19 protein-coding genes are annotated in these 16,565 nt (G+C 74.8%); 10 read left to right on the forward strand and 9 right to left on the reverse strand.

Going from position 1 to position 16,565, the window contains the following annotated elements:
• Positions 1 to 116: 116 nt before the first annotated feature.
• The 5 genes from ACQP2H_RS13415 (at position 117) to ACQP2H_RS13435 (ending at position 3,167) form a co-directional block, all read left to right on the forward strand.
• Entirely contained in the window at positions 117 to 515 is a 399-nt protein-coding gene (locus ACQP2H_RS13415) for a TraR/DksA family transcriptional regulator (RefSeq protein WP_219461145.1), read from the forward strand.
• A 291-nt stretch (positions 516 to 806) separates the two neighbouring features.
• Positions 807 to 998 (forward strand): hypothetical protein, encoded by a 192-nt coding sequence (locus ACQP2H_RS13420; RefSeq protein WP_219461148.1) that lies wholly within the window; start codon positions 807 to 809, stop codon positions 996 to 998.
• Between the two features lie 4 nt (positions 999 to 1,002).
• Positions 1,003 to 1,431 carry a DUF2267 domain-containing protein gene (locus ACQP2H_RS13425; RefSeq protein ID WP_208566289.1) on the forward strand — a complete coding sequence of 143 codons (429 nt, stop codon included), beginning with the start codon at positions 1,003 to 1,005 and terminating at the stop codon, positions 1,429 to 1,431.
• Positions 1,432 to 1,584: 153 nt separating this feature from the next.
• Positions 1,585 to 1,890 (forward strand): hypothetical protein, encoded by a 306-nt coding sequence (locus tag ACQP2H_RS13430; RefSeq protein ID WP_208566288.1) that lies wholly within the window; start codon positions 1,585 to 1,587, stop codon positions 1,888 to 1,890.
• Positions 1,891 to 1,898: 8 nt separating this feature from the next.
• Positions 1,899 to 3,167 carry a cupin domain-containing protein gene (locus ACQP2H_RS13435; RefSeq protein WP_433233034.1) on the forward strand — a complete coding sequence of 423 codons (1,269 nt, stop codon included), beginning with the start codon at positions 1,899 to 1,901 and terminating at the stop codon, positions 3,165 to 3,167.
• A gap of 67 nt (positions 3,168 to 3,234) precedes the next feature.
• On the opposite strand, the gene ACQP2H_RS13440 is transcribed toward ACQP2H_RS13435, so the two are convergent.
• The 5 genes from ACQP2H_RS13440 to ACQP2H_RS13460 all read right to left on the reverse strand — a co-directional run bounded on the left by ACQP2H_RS13440 (position 3,235) and on the right by ACQP2H_RS13460 (position 8,509).
• The gene (locus ACQP2H_RS13440; protein ID WP_219461155.1) at positions 3,235 to 3,894 is read right to left on the reverse strand and encodes a hypothetical protein; all 660 of its coding nucleotides are present in this window, start codon (positions 3,892 to 3,894) and stop codon (positions 3,235 to 3,237) included.
• Positions 3,891 to 6,575 (reverse strand): FtsK/SpoIIIE domain-containing protein, encoded by a 2,685-nt coding sequence (locus ACQP2H_RS13445; RefSeq protein ID WP_357533798.1) that lies wholly within the window; start codon positions 6,573 to 6,575, stop codon positions 3,891 to 3,893. Before ACQP2H_RS13445 ends, ACQP2H_RS13440 begins: the two co-directional genes overlap by 4 nt.
• Positions 6,568 to 7,659 (reverse strand): hypothetical protein, encoded by a 1,092-nt coding sequence (locus ACQP2H_RS13450; RefSeq protein ID WP_363819428.1) that lies wholly within the window; start codon positions 7,657 to 7,659, stop codon positions 6,568 to 6,570. Before ACQP2H_RS13450 ends, ACQP2H_RS13445 begins: the two co-directional genes overlap by 8 nt.
• Positions 7,660 to 7,668: 9 nt before the next feature.
• Complete coding sequence (locus ACQP2H_RS13455) at positions 7,669 to 7,929, reverse strand: hypothetical protein (RefSeq protein WP_208566284.1); 261 nt, start codon at positions 7,927 to 7,929, stop codon at positions 7,669 to 7,671.
• 202 nt (positions 7,930 to 8,131) lie between these two features.
• A complete protein-coding gene (locus ACQP2H_RS13460) occupies positions 8,132 to 8,509 on the reverse strand; it encodes a hypothetical protein (RefSeq protein WP_208566283.1) in 378 nt (125 codons plus the stop codon).
• Between the two features lie 122 nt (positions 8,510 to 8,631).
• Here ACQP2H_RS13460 and ACQP2H_RS13465 point away from each other — a divergent pair, with 122 nt between their 5' ends.
• From ACQP2H_RS13465 to ACQP2H_RS13475, 3 genes are read left to right on the forward strand one after another with little or no spacing between them, the layout of a single operon-like run.
• Complete coding sequence (locus ACQP2H_RS13465) at positions 8,632 to 11,184, forward strand: ATP-dependent Clp protease ATP-binding subunit (RefSeq protein WP_219461175.1); 2,553 nt, start codon at positions 8,632 to 8,634, stop codon at positions 11,182 to 11,184.
• A 13-nt stretch (positions 11,185 to 11,197) separates the two neighbouring features.
• A complete protein-coding gene (locus tag ACQP2H_RS13470) occupies positions 11,198 to 11,362 on the forward strand; it encodes a hypothetical protein (protein ID WP_208566281.1) in 165 nt (54 codons plus the stop codon).
• Complete coding sequence (locus ACQP2H_RS13475) at positions 11,362 to 11,706, forward strand: DUF3140 domain-containing protein (RefSeq protein ID WP_219461179.1); 345 nt, start codon at positions 11,362 to 11,364, stop codon at positions 11,704 to 11,706. Before ACQP2H_RS13470 ends, ACQP2H_RS13475 begins: the two co-directional genes overlap by 1 nt.
• Before the next feature lie 146 nt (positions 11,707 to 11,852).
• Here the strand turns inward: ACQP2H_RS13475 and ACQP2H_RS13480 are convergent, their stop codons facing one another.
• The 3 genes from ACQP2H_RS13480 to ACQP2H_RS13490 form a co-directional block, all read right to left on the reverse strand.
• The gene (locus ACQP2H_RS13480; RefSeq protein ID WP_208566279.1) at positions 11,853 to 12,089 is read right to left on the reverse strand and encodes a hypothetical protein; all 237 of its coding nucleotides are present in this window, start codon (positions 12,087 to 12,089) and stop codon (positions 11,853 to 11,855) included.
• Positions 12,090 to 12,108: 19 nt separating this feature from the next.
• On the reverse strand, positions 12,109 to 13,107 hold the full coding sequence (locus ACQP2H_RS13485; protein ID WP_208566278.1) for a LysR family transcriptional regulator: 999 nt from the start codon (positions 13,105 to 13,107) through the stop codon (positions 12,109 to 12,111).
• An 85-nt stretch (positions 13,108 to 13,192) separates the two neighbouring features.
• Positions 13,193 to 13,813 (reverse strand): hemerythrin domain-containing protein, encoded by a 621-nt coding sequence (locus tag ACQP2H_RS13490; protein WP_208566277.1) that lies wholly within the window; start codon positions 13,811 to 13,813, stop codon positions 13,193 to 13,195.
• A 312-nt stretch (positions 13,814 to 14,125) separates the two neighbouring features.
• Here ACQP2H_RS13490 and ACQP2H_RS13495 point away from each other — a divergent pair, with 312 nt between their 5' ends.
• Together ACQP2H_RS13495 and ACQP2H_RS13500 are read left to right on the forward strand one after the other, a co-directional pair.
• Positions 14,126 to 15,454, forward strand: coding sequence for a M20/M25/M40 family metallo-hydrolase (locus tag ACQP2H_RS13495; RefSeq protein WP_357533794.1), 1,329 nt, complete (start codon positions 14,126 to 14,128; stop codon positions 15,452 to 15,454).
• A 47-nt stretch (positions 15,455 to 15,501) separates the two neighbouring features.
• A complete protein-coding gene (locus ACQP2H_RS13500) occupies positions 15,502 to 16,164 on the forward strand; it encodes a hypothetical protein (RefSeq protein ID WP_208566275.1) in 663 nt (220 codons plus the stop codon).
• Between the two features lie 177 nt (positions 16,165 to 16,341).
• Here the strand turns inward: ACQP2H_RS13500 and ACQP2H_RS13505 are convergent, their stop codons facing one another.
• Positions 16,342 to 16,533, reverse strand: coding sequence for a DUF5703 family protein (locus tag ACQP2H_RS13505; RefSeq protein ID WP_088646215.1), 192 nt, complete (start codon positions 16,531 to 16,533; stop codon positions 16,342 to 16,344).
• Between the last annotated feature and the right edge of the window lie 32 nt (positions 16,534 to 16,565).

Raw genomic sequence — 16,565 nt, forward strand, 5'->3', positions numbered from 1 at the left:
CTGGATCGGGAGAGTGGGTAATCGCGGGGCTCATCCGGCACGGGTGATCTCAACCGTGCCGTCCGAGTCCGGAGCGCGCCGTTCGGCCGCGCCGGTCCCAGGAAAGGCAGGCAGCGATGCTCGTCCACGACACCGTCGGCACCGCCCGTACCACGGCGGAGGCCGACCAGATCCGGACCTCCCTGCGGGCCCGTTACGACGAGTTGTCCGCGGAGTACGAGCAGGCCGTCGCGCAGAGCCAGGTGCTGCGGCTGGTGGAGGTCGGCGACACCGCCGGCGACGACCAGGCCGACAGCGGCACCAAGACCGCCGAGCGGGACACCGCCCAGTCCCTGCTGCGCACCATCCTCGACCGGCGGGCCCAGTTCGAGCACGCGCTGACCCGGCTGGACGAGGGCACCTACGGCTTCTGCGAGGGCTGCACGGCGCCGATCCCGGTGGAGCGGCTCGAGATCTACCCCTCGGCCACCGCCTGCGTGACCTGCAAGCAGAACCGGGAGCGGCGGGCCGCCTGACCGCAGCCCTCCCGCCACCACGCGCCGACCGCCGTCCACCACGTGCGGCCGGCCGCTGACCGCGGCCCTGGTGCCGCCACCACCGGCCGGTGACCGACGCCGGTCACCTCCCCCCAGGTCGCCTGGTTTCACCTCGTCGGGGTGAGGACGACTCACCCCGCCACCGGGCAGCATCGAAGGTGCCGGCCGGTGCTGGCGGACCGGGGCGATGCTCCCGGCCGTGCCGGCCGGCAGGGCCGACCGGTCGCGTCGTGCGGCCGGACACCGAGAACGGGCACGGAGGTGACCGAGATGGCGGTGCGGGTGGTGGTGGACCCACGACGGGGCGCGGTGCTGCACGTCGTCGGCTCGGGTGGGGACACCCGTCGACCGGAGCGGATCGGCCGGGGCGGGAGTCCGGCCCGCCAGGGGCGGGGACCGTCGGGGCCACCCCGACGTGCCGACGACCGTCGGTGGGACGGCGAGCCGAAGGCCGGGAGGTGACCCGATGGCGGAGCAACTGATGTCGGCGTTCGAGTCGTCGGTGGACAAGACCAACCTGATCCTCAAGGACATCGAGCAGGCGTACGGGTGGCCCCGGGCGCGACGCAACCAGTCGTACGCGGCGCTGCGTACGGTGCTGCACCTGCTGCGCGACCGGATGACCGTGCAGGAGTGCGCGGAGTTCGCCGCCCAGTTGCCGGTCCTGGTGCGGGGCATCTACTTCGACGGGTGGCAGCCGGAGAACGTGCCGGTCAAGCTCAACCGGGACGACTTCCTCTACGAGGTCCGGCAGGGCTTCCCGTACGACGTCGAGGGTGGCCCGCAGCGGGTGGCGCAGGTGGTGCTGGACGCCCTGCGCCGGCACGTCACCCAGGGCGAGTGGCAGGACGTGAAGTCCGGCATGCCGAGGGACCTGCAACGGCTGATTCCCTGATCCGGGTCGCACGTTGCCCCCGACCCGGGCCCGGCGATCCGTCCCGCGCGTCGGACCGGGCGTCTACGGTGTGGTTAGAGAAGATCGTGTGGGGGGTACCACCCGCACGACAGACCCCGCCCGTGGCGGGGCGGCACACCCGAGGGAGCACCCATGGCACTGAACGACGACGACATCCAGACCACCAGCGGCGGCGGCCTCGAAGGTCCGGCCGACGGCGGCGCGACCCCGGGTCAGCACGACGGTGGCGCGGACGGCAGCGCGGAGGGCCCGGCTGACGGCGGGGCCACCCCGGGTCAGCACGACGGTGGCGCGGACGGCGGGGCCGAGGGCCCGGCTGACGGCGGCGCGACCCCGGGTCAGCACGACGGTGGCGCGGACGGCAGCGCGGAGGGCCCGGCTGACGGCGGGGCCACCCCGGGTCAGCACGACGGCGGCGCCGACGGCAGCGCCCGCTGACCGGCACCGTGACGATCATCGACCCGCCGGGCGGCTACGGCCGCCCGGCGGTCCCGTCTGTGGCGACCCGGGCGTTGGCGCGCTGCGTCAGCGTCGAACCGGCCAAGTTCGCCGCGGCCCACTGGGGCCGCGCGCCACTGCTGTCCCGCGCCGCCGAGCTGCCCAACGCCGCCGGGTTCACCGATCTGCTCAGCCCGGACGACGCCGACGAGCTGCTCAGCCGGCGCGGTCTGCGTACCCCGTTCCTGCGGGTGGCCCGCGACGGCCAGTTGGTGCCGGCGGCACGGTTCACCGGCGGCGGCGGCGCGGGCGCGGAGATCAGCGACCAGGTCCTCGACGAGCGCATCCTGGAGCTGTACGCCGGTGGTGCGACGCTGGTGCTCCAGGGACTGCACCGGCTCTGGCCGGCCCTGGTCGACTTCGCCCGCGACCTCGGTGCCGCCCTGACGCAGCCGTTGCAGGTCAACGCCTATCTCACCCCACCGGGGAGCCAGGGCTTCGCCACCCACTACGACACCCATGACGTCTTCGTGCTCCAGGTCGACGGCCGTAAGCGCTGGCGGATCCACCCGCCCGTGCTGACCGACCCGTTGGAGCGTCAGCCCTGGGGCGGTCGGGCCGACGAGGTGTCCGCCACCGCCGACGGCCCGGCCGCGCTGGACGTGGTCCTCGAACCGGGCGACGCGCTCTACCTGCCGCGTGGTTGGCTGCACAGCGCCCAGGCGCAGGAGTCCCGCTCGCTGCACCTGACCGTCGGCATCCGGGCGCTGACCCGGTACGCCCTGGTCGAGGAGCTGCTGGCGCTGGCCGCCGAGGATCCCCGGCTGCGGGCCGGGTTGCCCTTCGGCACCGACGTCGCCGACCCGGACGCCATCGAGCCGGAGCTGACCGAGACCGTCGAGGCGCTGCGCGACTGGCTGCTGCGGGCCGACCCGGCTGCGGTCTCCGCCCGGCTGCGGGACCGGGCCTGGCCGGCCGCCCGGCCGGCCCCGATCCGGCCGCTGGCCCAGGCCGCCGCACTCGACGGCCTCACCGCCGACAGCCGGATAGCACCCCGGGGCGGCCTGCGCTGGCAGCTCACCGCCGACGCCGACCGGGTGGCGCTGCGGCTGGTCGACCGCACCGTCACCCTGCCCGCCCAGTGTGCGGCGGCGCTGCGTGCCCTGCTCGGGTCCACCGGTCTGCGGGTGGGCGACCTGCCCGGTCTCGACGACGACGCCGACCGGTTGGTGCTGGCCCGTCGATTGCTACGCGAGGCGGTCGCCGTACCGCTGTGAGCGCCGGCCCGGGCCGGGGTGGCGAGTGGTCCGACCTGCGCCCCGGGCCGGGCGGTCCGGGGCGTGGTCAGCGGGTCGACACCAGCAGCAGGATCGTGGTCAGCACCCCGGCGGCCAGCACGACCGCCAACGGGCGGGGGCCGAGCAGCGCATGCCGGCGGTCGGCGAGCCGCTTCGCCGGTGCCAGCCCGGCCACCGGGCCGAGCAGCGTCACCACCAGCGCCAGCACCGGCATCCCGACGGCCAGGTCACCACCGTAGCGCTGGCCGACGGCCCGGGCGCCGGCCCCGAGGGCGTACGCGACGACCGCCCCGGCGACCCCGCAGAGGGCGAGCAGCGGGTTCACCGACCCGGGCAGCTCACCTCGTTGCCCGGTCCGGTCCAGCAGCTCGCGTACGCCGTGCAGCAGCGGCACCGGGTCGCCGGTGACGTCCCGGGCCGGCCCCGGCGGGTCGCCGAGGCGGCGGGTGCCCAGCAGGGAGCGCAGCTCGGCCCAGAGGTGACCGACCTCGGTGTCGACCCGCTCCAGCATCGACCGGGCGTCGGTGGCCTCCTGCTCGGCGTCCCGCAGCTGGGCGCTCGCCTGGGCCACGGCCCGTTGCGCGGCGGCGCACTGCTGGTCGTGCCAGGCCTGCGCCTCGGCCCGCTGGGCGGCCACCCGGCCGGTCAGTTCGGCGAGCCGGCGCACGTGCGCGGCGTAGGTGTCACTGGCGACCGGTTCGTTCATCGGGACGGACCATAAGGGATGATCACCTGTCCGGTGCGGTGCACCGCCCGGTCGAAGAAGAGCCCACGCCACGGACGCGGGTACCAGTCCGGCCCGCCGGAGCCCGGGTAGAGCGCCGAGCCCAGCTCGCCACCCTGCACGTCCAGGGCCACCCAGGCGCCGATCTGGTCGGTGCGGGCGGCCGGCCCGCCCAGGTCCGCCCGCATCCGGGCCACCCCCCGCCACCAGGCCAGCACGTGGGTACGCCGTTCCGGCCCGTCGTGCAGGATGCGGCGCAGCCGGTCCAGCCCGGTCGATCCGGGTGAGCCGGTCGCCAGCGCCCCCGCCGCCGCGTCGACGGCGAACAGCAGCAGGTAGTGCGGGGTGGACGGGGTGCCGGGGCGGGTCAGCGCGGTCGCCGTCTCGGCCATCAGCTCGGCCACCGTCTCCTCGTCGTACCAGGCGGCGTCGTCGGCGAGGTCCTCGTAGAGGGCGCGGGCCGCCGGGTCGGCGTCCGGGTCGAGGCAGGCGATGGAGAACCGGGCGCTACCGGGGCGGTGCTGCCGGGCCAGGGAGCGGGCGGCGGCGTCGAGCACCGCGCACGCCTCGTCGACCCGGGTGCCCAGGACGGCGAGGTTGCGCCCGGGCGCCCGGGGCAACCGCAGCGCCGCCGACCGGGACTGCACGTCGATGATCTCCCCGAGCACGGCGACCGGGCCGCGCGGCGGGAGGTCGTCCTCCGGCGGGGTGAGGGCCCGGAAGTCGGGTGCCTCGGCGAGCCGGGGGATGGCGTCGCCGTCGAAGAGCCGCGCCGGGGCGGCGTCGGCGGGCCGCATCCGCCACAGCCGGTGCTGCAACTCGCTCCAGGTCTCCCAGTCGCTGGCCGACGGGATGCGGGCCACCTGGTTGCCCTCGGTCATCCCCGACTCGGCGTTGACCACCGCGTGGTGGCGGGGCAGCGCCTGCGCGGCGTCGTTGCGTTCGGCGAGGATGCGCAGCGCCTTGGGCAGGGCGATCCGCAGGGTGAACTGGGCGACCAGGGCGGGCCGCCCCCACAGCGCCTCGATGCCCCGGACGTCCTGCGAGGCGAGTACCAGGTGGATGCCCTGCGACCGACCGCGTCGGGCCAGGTCCTCCAGCAGGTCGGCGGCCTCCCGGGCCACCACGTCCCGACCGGCCAGCAGCGCCTGGAACTCGTCGACCACCGCGACGATCCGGGGCCAGTGCCCGGTCGGGTCCACCGCGCGCAGCTCGGCCAGCTTGGTCACCTCGTGTTTCTTGGCCGCGTCGGCGCGTCGGCGCAGCTCCTCGGCGAGGAAACGCAGCAGGGCCAGGCCGAACTCCCGGTCGGTGTTCACGTTGATCCCGACCAGCCGCATGTGCGGCAGCCAGCTCGGGTCACGGCGGCCCTGGGCGAACCGGGCGAAGGACACCCCCTCCTTGAAGTCGAGCAGATAGAACTCCAGCTCGGCGGGGGAGTAGCGGGCGGCCAGCGCACCGATCCAGGCGAAGATGAGGTTGGTCTTGCCGGTGCCGGACGGCCCGCCGATCAGCGCGTGCGGGGGATAGTCGCCGAGGGTCAGCAGCACCGGCCGGCCGTGCGGTCCCTCGCCGATCGGGGCGGTCAGCCCGTGCGCCGAGTCGTCCTTCCACATCTGCTCCGGCGGGGGGAGCAGGTCGGTGAAGGGGGTCGGTGGCGGCCCGGCGTTGACCCGGGTGGCGACCTCCCGGCAGGTCTCGGTGACCAGGGTGGCCGGTGGGGGCGGGTCGAGGCGTACCGGGGGGCCGGGTGGGTCGCCGATGCGGACCCCGCCCGGCCCGGTGACGATCCGGGTGAGGCTCGGGTCGTCCGGCAGGTCGATGCCGCGTGTCACCAGGTGCACCCCGCAGGCCGCGCCGGTGCGGACCACCCGGTCGAGCTGGCCACGTTCGTGCCGGGACAACTCGTCCCCGCCGAGCAGTACCGCCACCCGCCACGGTTCGGGGCGTCGGCCGGTGGCCACGGCCAGGGCGCGCAGCGAGCCGTACTCGCCGGCCAGCACCGTCTCGTTGATCCGGCGGATCTGTTCCACCAGATCGTCGAGGAGCCGGGCCAGCCCGCCCGGCCCGACGAAGGTGAGCAGCCCGGCGGTGCCGAGCGGGGCGAAGCCGGCCAAGCCGCCACCGAGGTGTTCGGGGTCGTAGCCGTAGAGCCGGACCGCGCCCGGCTCGGCCCGGCCGACCCCGCGCAGCAGCAGCGCCGACACCACCGCGTCGGCGCCCTCCCGGTCGTCACCGAGCAGCTGTACGTGACCGGCGTCGAGCAGCGGCACCAGCGCCGGGACGGGTTCCGCTCCGGGCACCCGCAGGGTGCCGACGCGCAGCGGGCCGGGGCTCTCGCCGCGTCCCGCCGGGGTGACCCGCCACCCGGACCACGGCATGCCGGCCGCCCCGGGGGCCTCCCGCCGGGCGGCCTCGGTCGCCCGGTGGGCCAGTTCGGCGAGCCGGGCGGCGTGTCGTCGGTCGATCTCGACGAGTCGTCGGTCACGTTCCGCGCCGACCCGCTCCGGTACGGCGGTGGCGGCCCGCCGGACCCGGGTCAGTCGGTCCCGGGCGGCGGTCAGCTCCACCTCCGCCGAGGCGAGCCGGGTACGGGTGACGCCGAGCGCCTCGGAGAGCATCCCCCGCACCCGCGCCGCCACCTGGGCGCGTAGGTCAGCCACGGGGCCCACCGTCCGCCCACGGACTCCTGCGGCCCGGCGCGGGAAACCCGGTGGGTGGCCCCGCTCCCGGCGGCGGGCCCGGCTCGGGCCGGCGGGGTGGGCCCGGCTCGGGCCGGCGCGGTGGGCGTGGCTCGGGGTGCCGCTCGGCGAGCGGACGCGGGCGGGAGCGGTCGGCCTGCGGTGTCCGCTCGGGCGGCTGCGGGGCCGGCTGCCGCGACGGGTCGTGGTCCTCGCGGGGCAGCTCCCGGCCGAGCCGGGCCAGCAGCACACCGGTGAGCACGCCTGCGGTGACGGCGGGGTCGGCGGCGTGGGGTTGCGCGTCGTCCCCGTCACCCCGGCGTGGTGGGGGCATCCGGCAGACCCGGGTGAGCAGGGTGTGCAGCACCGGTGGGGGCAGGCCGGGCAGCAGGTCGCGGACCCGGCCGTCCAGCTCCCGGCGCAACCGGGGCAGGTCGTCGGCGCGGGGCGGGTGGCCGAGTAGTTCCCCGGCGAGGTCGCGCAGCAGCGGCGGGGCGATCGCGGCCAGGCCGAGGCCGACGTCGGCGTGGGCGGCGCGCAGCTCCCGGTGCAGCCGGTCCCGGTCGCCGGAGCGGATGCCGGCCACCACCCGACGCAGCAGCTCACGCGAGTCGGCGACCCGCTCGTCCGGCTGCTCGGCGGGGCCTTCCCGCCCGCCGGTCAGCTCGGCCACCCGGACCGCCCACCAGCGTTTGACGGTGGGGTCCTCGTCGGCGGCCGGTGCCGGTGCGGCCGGCGGTGCGGTGCTCTCGCCCCGGGGCCCGTCGTGGCGTGGCGCGGGACCGTCGGCGCGGGCCGGGGGCGGGCCGTCGGGGGCCAGCCCGATGGCGGCCAGGTATCCGGAGAGCTGCTCCTGGGCGACCCGCAGGGCGTGCCCGGCCGACTCGGCGTGCTCGGTGGCGGCGGCGAGTTCCGGCACCCCCATCGGGTTGGCCGACTCCTGACGTACCCAGCGCAGCCGCTCGGTGGCCTGGCCGAACTTCTCCAGGGCCAGGGCGAGCTGGGCCAGCGGGAACTCCTCGGCGGCGGCCCGTACCTGGGCTCCGACGTCCTCGACGATGGACACGACGCCCCGCTACAACGACGACACGTAGAGCTGTGCCTGTTCCACCGCGACGAGTGTCGCGGCGAGACATTCCTCCAGCTCCTGGCCGGCCTGGGTGAGGGAGGCCTGGGCCGCCTCGACGGTCTCGTGCCCGCTGCCCTCCAACGCCCCGGCGAGGGTCTGCTGCGCCTCGGAGAGTTTCTCCCCGGCGGCCTGCACGGCGCTCTGCCCGTCACCGATCTGTTGGAGGGCGATGTCGATCGCGGCCTTCAGCTCGGCGACGCTCGCCACGGTGACCTCCTGTGGGCGGGGAGATCTCCATTACAACGTATCCCCGACGGGGAGAGAACATCCGCCCTGTCGGTGTTGCTGCCCGGGTGTCCGGTTACTGCCCTGACGTGCGGGAAAGCGGTCGCGGGGTCCCGCAAGCAAGACGCCTGATCCCGTCGGCGGGACTGGGTGGGGGTGGTCCCGGACCCCGGACCGCCCCGGATCAGGAGGGCAACCAGCGGGGGCCGTACACCTCGGCGCCCAGCTCACCCACCCGGCCGCGCAGCTCCCGGTCGGCGGTGACCACCAGCCGACGCCGGTCCGGCGCGTCCCGGACCAGGTCGACGATGGTGTCGTCGCCCGAGCCGGGGGCCGCGACGGTGCGTACCCCGGCCACCCCCGGCACGTCGCGGGCCGCGCCCTCCACCACCAGCACCACCTCGACGGGCGCGGGCAGCTCCGGGGGTACGCCGGCGTCGGCCACCGGGACCAGCCGGTCGCGCAGCCGGGCCGCCGCGCCGGCCCGGTCGTGCCACCAGCCGTCCGGTCGGGAGCCGACCACGTTCGCACCGTCGACGATCAGCAGCGGGTTGGTGTCCATGCCCCCCACCCTGCCACCTGCGGGCGTTTGTCGGGGCGACCGTCGGGTAGCCACCGGCGATCGTGTCGCGCCTACGTGTCGCCCTCGGCGACCCTGCCGCGCCCGAGGAGCGGAGGACAGACATGATGGGACCCGGTGACTTCGGCTCCGACCCGTGGGACGAGTTCCTGGCCCGGTACTTCGGCCGGGGTGAGGGCGGACGCCGGCCGGCCCATCGGGTCGACATCACCCGGCTGATGACCGCCGACGCCCGGGAGATGCTGGCCGACGCGGCCCGCCGGGCCGCCCAGAAGCACAGCACCGACCTGGACACCGACCACCTGCTCTGGGCAGCGTTGCAGCGTGACCCGCTGCGGGACCTGGTCCGCCGCGCCGGTGCCGACCCGGACACCCTGGTCAACGCGCTCGGTGGCCGCGCCGACGGCGCCCCGGGCGGCGAGGTGCCACCCAACCTCTCCCTCACCCCGGCGGCGAAACGGGCGTTGCTCGACGCCCACCAGCTGTCCCGGGCGATGGGGGCGAACTACATCGGCCCCGAACACATCCTGATGGCGTTGCCGCTCAACCCCGAGTCGCCCGCCGGTCGGATGCTCGCCGCCGGCCGGATCCAGCCCGAGTCGCTCCAGGCGGCCGGCGCCGAACGCGGCCCGATGGCCGGCCCGAAACCCGACCGGGGCACCCCCACCCTCGACCAGTACGGCCAGGACCTCACCGACCTGGCCCGCAACGACCAGATCGACCCGGTGATCGGACGCGCCGACGAGATCGAACAGGCCGTCGAGATCCTGTCGCGGCGCACCAAGAACAACCCGGTGCTCATCGGTGAGGCCGGCGTCGGCAAGACCGCCATCGTGGAGGGCCTGGCCGAGCGGATCTGCGACGGCGACGTGCCACAGACCCTGCTCGGCAAGCGGGTCGTCCAGCTCGACCTGGCCGGCCTGGTCGCCGGCACCCGCTACCGGGGCGACTTCGAGGAGCGGCTCAAGAAGGTGATCGACGAGATCCGGGCCCACCGGGACGAGTTGATCATCTTTCTGGACGAGATCCACACCCTGGTCGGCGCGGGCGGCGCCGGCAGCGAGGGCGGCATGGACGCCTCCAACATGCTCAAGCCGGCCCTGGCCCGCGGCGAGCTGCGGGTGATCGGGGCGACCACGCTTGACGAGTACCGGCGCAGCATCGAGAAGGACGCCGCCCTGGCCCGCCGGTTCCAACCGGTGCTGGTGCCCGAGCCCGACGTCGAGGACACCGTGGCCATCCTGCGCGGCCTGCGGGACCGCTACGAGGCCCACCACCAGGTCCGGTTCACCGACGAGGCGCTGGTCGCAGCCGCCGAACTGTCCGACCGGTACGTCACCGACCGGTTCCTGCCGGACAAGGCGATCGACCTGATCGACCAGGCCGGTGCGCGGGTACGGCTGCGCACCCGGACCCCCGCCTCGGACGTCCGGGAGTTGGAGCAGCAACTGGAGGACGTCCGCCGGGACAAGGAACAAGCCGTCGCCGACGAGCAGTACGAGAAGGCGTCCGCCCTGCGCGACCGGCTCGCCGAGGTGGAGGCGCAGATCGGGCGGGCCCGGGGCGACGGCGGGGACAGCCAGGTCCCGTCGGTCGACACCACGGAGATCGCCGAGGTGGTCTCCCGCTCCACCGGCATCCCGATCAGCCAACTCACCGAGGAGGAACGCGACCGGCTGCTGCGCCTGGAGGGGCACCTGCACCAGAAGGTGATCGGCCAGGACGACGCGGTCACCGCGATCGCCGAGGCGGTCCGCCGCTCGCGTACCGGGCTGGCCGACCCGAACCGGCCGATGGGCAGCTTCCTGTTCCTCGGCCCGACCGGCGTCGGCAAGACCGAACTGGCCCGCGCCCTGGCCGAGGCGCTGTTCGGGGAGGCCGACCGGATGGTCCGGGTGGACATGAGCGAGTTCCAGGAACGGCACACCGTGGCCCGGCTGGTCGGTGCGCCCCCCGGCTACGTCGGCTACGAGGAGGCCGGTCAGCTCACCGAGGCGGTACGCCGCCGCCCGTACGCGGTGGTGCTGCTCGACGAGATCGAGAAGGCCCACCCGGACGTGTTCAACATCCTGCTCCAGGTGCTCGACGACGGGCGGCTCACCGACAGCCAGGGCCGCACGGTCAACTTCAAGAACACCGTACTGATCATGACGAGCAACCTGGGTTCGGAGCTGATCACCGGTGCCCAGCGTACGGTCGGGTTCGGGGTCGGCGCGCAGGGCGACCAGCAGGAGGCCGACGAGCTGCGGGAGCGGCTGATGCGCCGGCTCCAGGAGAACTTCCGGCCGGAGTTCCTCAACCGGATCGACGAGACGATCATCTTCCAGCGGCTGGAGGCCGAGCAGCTACGCCAGATCACCGGCCTGCTGCTGGAGGAGACCCGGCGTCGGCTGCACGCCCAGGACATCCAGGTCGACGTCACGGCGGCCGGCACCGACTGGCTGGCCGAGCACGGCTACCAGCCGGAGTTCGGGGCCCGCCCGCTGCGCCGGGTGATCCAGCGGGAGGTGGACAACCGGCTGTCCCGGATGCTGCTGGAGAACCAGCTCTCACCAGGGCAGAAGGTCACCGTCGACGCGCGGGACGGGCAGCTCACCTTCGACGTGTCCGCCGGCGACCGCGACTACGCGCCCGCCACCACCTCGCATCCCCGATGACCGGAGGGCGGAGATGACCGAACCCGAGGAGACCGAGGAGTACGCCGAGCAGACCCCACCCATCCTCGCGGCCCCGACGGCGAACCCGGGGCGGGTCCAGGTGCCGCCGGAGGGACTCAAGCAGTGGACCGACGACGGGGACCCGGCACCACCCGGGGCACCGGAAGAGGAGGCGTGATGGCACGCGAACAGCGACTCGACCCCGAGGTGGAGGTGCTCTGGGAGGACTTCCACGCCGAGGTGAACGTCCCCTCCGAGCAGCTGCGGCAGTGGCTGCTGACCCGGGGGTCGGGGGAGGAGGCGTTCGGCCCCGACCCGGATCTCGACCTGCCCGAGCCCGGCCGGCAGATCCTGGCCGTGCTGCGCAAGCGCAAGGTCGACCTCACCCCGGCCGACGTGGCGGTGATGCGGACGGCGATCGACCGGATCCGGTCGTTGGTGGACGAGAAGCCCGGCGACGTCGACGACGAGTGGCGGTACGCCCTGCTCGACCTGGGCCACGACGTCCTCGTCGAACGCTGACCGGGACCGTCGCCCGCCGACCCGGTTCGGATGCCGACCCGGTCCGGCGGGCGGACCGGTCCGGCGGGGGCCGGGCGGCTCCGAAGGCTGGTCGACGATGGCGCGGGCACCCGGGACGCCGTCCCGGGTGCCCGCTCGTCGGTGGGCTACTCGGACCCGAGGCTGGGCAGTTGCAGGCCGGCGGCGTCGGCGGCGTCCTGCCGCTCGGCCCGGGTCTGCTCCTCCCGGGTGAGCAGCGTCGCGTACTCGGTGATGTCGGCCGGGTCGGGCACCTCGGGCAGGCGACGCAGGAACGTCTCGACGTCGCGGGCGGCAGCGGTGTGCGCGGTGGCCGCCCGGCGCAGCAGTTCCCGCTGGTCGGCGGCCGGATAGAGATCGGTCATGCAGGGCTGATACCCGTCGTCACGCCGTTCGCACCCGCCCGGCCGGGCGGGCCGTGCCGGTGTCCCGGGCCCCGAACTCGGGATGCCGCAGCAACCAGGCCAGGTAGTCGGGATGCGCGGCCAACGAATCGGTGTACGCGGCCACCGCGTCCTCCAGCACCGCCTCGGCGACCCGGGCCGCCGGGGATTCGGGGTGCCAGCCGAGCAGCAGCCGCCAGCGCAGCGGGATGCCCGCGAGCCGACGGGTCACCAGCCCGGCGACCGGACGGAAGGTGGCCTGGCACAACGCCACCGCCTCCCCGGCGTCGACCAGGTCCATGCAGCCGCGCACGTCGGTCTCGTACACCTTGCGGGGGGTGAACCCGGCGCGGGCGCACGCGGCGGCGAAGCAGTCGCCGAAGCAGCCGTCGCCCGGGGCGGCCACCCACTGCTCGTGGCGCAGTTCGGCCAGGCCGACCTCGTCCTGGCCGGCCGTCGGGTGGCCGGCGGGCAGCAGCACCAGCACCGGGTCGACCGCCACCTCCTGCCAGGTCAGGCCGAACTCCGCCGGTGGGGTGGCATCGCCGCAGATCCCGGTCAGTGCGAAGTCGAGCCGGCCACCGGCGACGAGGGCGGCCAACTCGTCGGCCGACCACGACGCGTAGGTGGTGATCTGGGCGTGCGGCTGCTCGGCGGCGAGCCGGTGCACCAGCCGGCCCAGGATGGGACTGTTCACCCCGCCGAAGCGGTACCGGCCGAGGGCGTCGTCGGCGCCGGCCAGTCGGGCCGCCTCGTCCTGTAGGCCCTTCATCGCCGGCAGCAGCACCCGGGCCCGGGACAGCACCAACTCTCCCAGGGCGGTCGGCCGGGCCCCCCGGCGGTCCCGTTCGAACAACGGACCGCCCAGCGTCCGCTCGATGCGCTGAAGCTGGGCGGTCAGGGCCGGCTGGGCCAGGCCGAGGGCGGACGCGGCCTTGGTCACGCTGCCCGTCTCGGCGATCGCGCAGACCACCCGCAGGTGGCGCAGCTCCAGATTCATATGGTGACGGTATGGCCACTCGTCGATAGACGGAAGGCCCTGAACGCAACCGGCTGGCCGAGCTGAACGGATCGGAGTCGACCGGTCACCGCCGCGCGCGGCGGGTGAGGTCGCTCAGCTGGGTACGCCGGCCGGTCACCGCGTCGCGGAGCTTGTCCACCACTCCGACGGCCGGCTCGACGATCCGGTTCCACGGCGGGGTGGCCGGGGTGCCCGGGTGCGGCCGGGTCGGGGCCGCCTCTTCGGCGATCTCCCACCGGTTGCCCAACCGGATCAGCTCGGCGTCGGTGGCCACCTCGCGCAGCGGGACGATGAGCGCGCCGACCGCGGTGACGTGCCGCCGGATCTGGACCACCACGTCGGCGAGCGTCGGGTCGTCCGGGCCGCGCAGGGCCTTCAGCACGGTGAGCAGCGCCGCGTCCGCCGCGATCTCCCGGTCCACCCGGGCCCCGGCGTCGGGCAGCGCGGCACGGGCGCTGGGCAGCAGGTACTGCTCCTCCGCCGACAGGTGCCGCGACACCGTGGCGGTGAGCACCTGGAGCACCTCCCGCCGACGCTCGACCGCCAGGGTGGGGTCGGTGACCTGCTCGACGAGGTCGAGCAGTTGCCGGTGCTCGGTGTCGGCGAGATCGGCCATGCTCCGCCCACCCGGGCGGTAGGCGTCGTCGGCGGCCGGGGGCAGCGGGGGCAGGGGAACGGCGGACATGACGCCCTCCTCGACGGGGCCGGCACGGGTCGCCGGCCGGTGCGACGGGCGAAACGGGGACGCCAGCGCCGGTACCCGTACCCGGTGACCGGCAAACCCCGGCGGCCGGTGCGGGCACCCCGGCCCAGGTCGTCCGGCGCTGTCGACCGGGCCGTCCGGCGCTGTCGACCGGGCCGTCCGGCGCTGTCGACCGGGCTCGGCGGCGCAGGCCGGCCCGGCCCGGCGGGTGGTCCCGGTGCGGTCGGCGGGGCGGGACGTGCCAGAGCCGGCCGGGCCGTTCGCGGCGGGACCGGCGACTGGTAGAAAGAGGCGATGACGAGCGATGCCGCCTCCGCCCCGCCCGATCCCACCGTCGAGGTCGTCGACCTCTGCCGTGACCTGCTGCGCATCGACACCACCAACACCGGTGACAACGCCACCAGTGCGGGGGAGCGCCGGGCCGTCGAGTACGTCGCGGAGAAGCTCGCCGAGGTCGGCGTGGCCGCCGAGATCCACGAGTCCGCGCCGGGCCGGGCCAACCTGGTCGCCCGCATCCCCGGCGTCGACCCGAGCCGGGACGCCCTGCTGGTGCACGGGCACCTGGACGTGGTGCCCGCCGACGCCGACGAGTGGTCGGTGCACCCGTTCTCCGGGGAGATCCGCGACGGCTACCTGTGGGGCCGGGGCGCGATCGACATGAAGGACTTCGACGCGATGGTCCTGGCGGTGGTACGCCACTGGCAGCGCACCGGTGTCCGTCCGCCCCGCGACATCGTGCTGGCCTACACCGCCGACGAGGAGGCGGGCAGCGACTACGGCGCGCACTTCCTCGTCCAGCAGCACCGGGACCTCTTCGACGGCTGCACCGAGGCGGTCGGGGAGGTCGGCGGCTTCTCCTACTCGATCAGCGACGCCCAGCGGCTCTATCTGATCGAGACGGCCGAGAAGGGGCTGGACTGGATGCGGTTGCACGCCAAGGGCCGCCCCGGGCACGGCTCGTTCGTCCACGACGACAACGCGGTCACCGCGCTGGCCGAGGCGGTCGCCCGGATCGGCCGGCACCGCTTCCCGATCACCGTCACCCCGACCGTCCGGGCCTTCCTGACGGAACTGTCCGACGTGCTCGGCGTCGAGCTGGACCCGGACGACCCGGAGACCGCCATCGCCAAGCTCGGCCCGATCGCCAACATCATCGGGGCGACCATCCGCAGCACCGCCAACCCGACCCGGCTCGCCGCCGGCTACAAGGACAACGTCATCCCCGGCCGGGCCACCGCCACCATCGACTGCCGCAGCCTGCCCGGCCAGTCGGAGCTGCTGGAACGGCAGCTGCGCGAGCTGGTCGGCCCGGACATCGAGATCGAGTACATCCAGCGGCAGCCGGCCTTGGAGACCACCTTCGACGGGGACCTGGTCGAGGCGATGTCGGCCGCCCTGCGCGCCGAGGACCCGGGGGCGCGGCCGGTGCCGTACATGCTCTCCGGTGGCACCGACGCCAAGGCGTTCGCGCAGCTCGGGATGCGCTGCTTCGGTTTCGCCCCGCTGCGGCTGCCGGCGGACCTCAACTTCTCGGCGTTGTTCCACGGCATCGACGAGCGGGTACCGGTGGACGGACTACAGTTCGGCGTGCGGGTGCTCGACCGGTTCCTCCGCAACTGCTGAGCAGCACCGGTGCCGCACCTTCCCCCATTTGTTGAAGGGACTGCCTCATGACCGACCAGCACGGTGAGCTGGACGCCGCCCTGGAGCGCGTGATCGACGCGGCCCGCGCCCACCTGACGGCCGTGCGTGCCGCCCAGGGGCGGATCGACGACGACGACGTGTGGCAGGCGTACGTGGCGTTGAACAACGCCTCCTTCGCCTACGACGAGCAGCTGCTCGACGCGTTCGGCGAGGTCACCCCCTGGGACGTGGAGTCGATCGACCCGGACGAGGCCGACGAGCGCTTCGGCGGCGCGGCCGAGGGCGCCGAGGCCACCGATCCGCACCCCCAGGTCATCTCGGTGCGGCAGCGCCGCGACTACCGGGTGCCCAGCGTCTCGGCGCTGCTGCGGGTCGCCGAGGTGGCCCGCCGGGAGGGCACCCCCGAGGACGACGAGCCGGCGCCGGTCGAGGGGGTCGGCGAGGCGGTGCTGGAGCTGTTGCAGAGCGGCGACGGTTCGCTCAGCGCCCTGGACGTGCCGGAGCTGGAGCCGCTGGACGGCGTGGTGATGGTCAGCGAGGTGGGCACCCCGGTCGACCTGGAGTCGTTCGACGACGACGACCCGGTGGGCCCGTTCTCCCCGGCCGCCGACGACCGGCTGGTGGGCCGGCTCGACGAGCACCCGTTCCTCGACGAGGACGACCACGACCACGCCGGGCACCAGCACTAGGTGTCGGGCGTGCCGGCCCGGGCTCACCTGACCCGGGCCGGCACGGTGTCCCTCCGCACCCGCCGCGTCGGTGCCGACGGCCAGCCTTCGGTGCCGGCGGCCAGCCTTCGGTGCCGGAGGGCACTGCCGGGTGCCGGTGGCCTCTGCCGGTGCCGGTGGTCAGCGTCGTGCCGGTGGTCAGTAGGACAGGCCCGGCTGCGGCTGGTTGACCCGGCGGCGACGCAGCACCACCTTGCGGGTGCCGTCGCGGAACAGTTGCACCCGGGCCAGCTCCCAGCCGGAGAACTCGGCCTGGATGGCCAGCTGCGCCGCAGCGGTCAACCGGTCGACGTTCGGCGGCAACCGCAACGGCGCGTATTCGTAGTCCATGGCATCCATGCTGCCCAGCCCGGCGGCCGGGC

Source organism: Micromonospora sp. CA-248260 (assembly GCF_050942205.1).
GTDB lineage: Bacteria > Actinomycetota > Actinomycetes > Mycobacteriales > Micromonosporaceae > Micromonospora > Micromonospora antibiotica.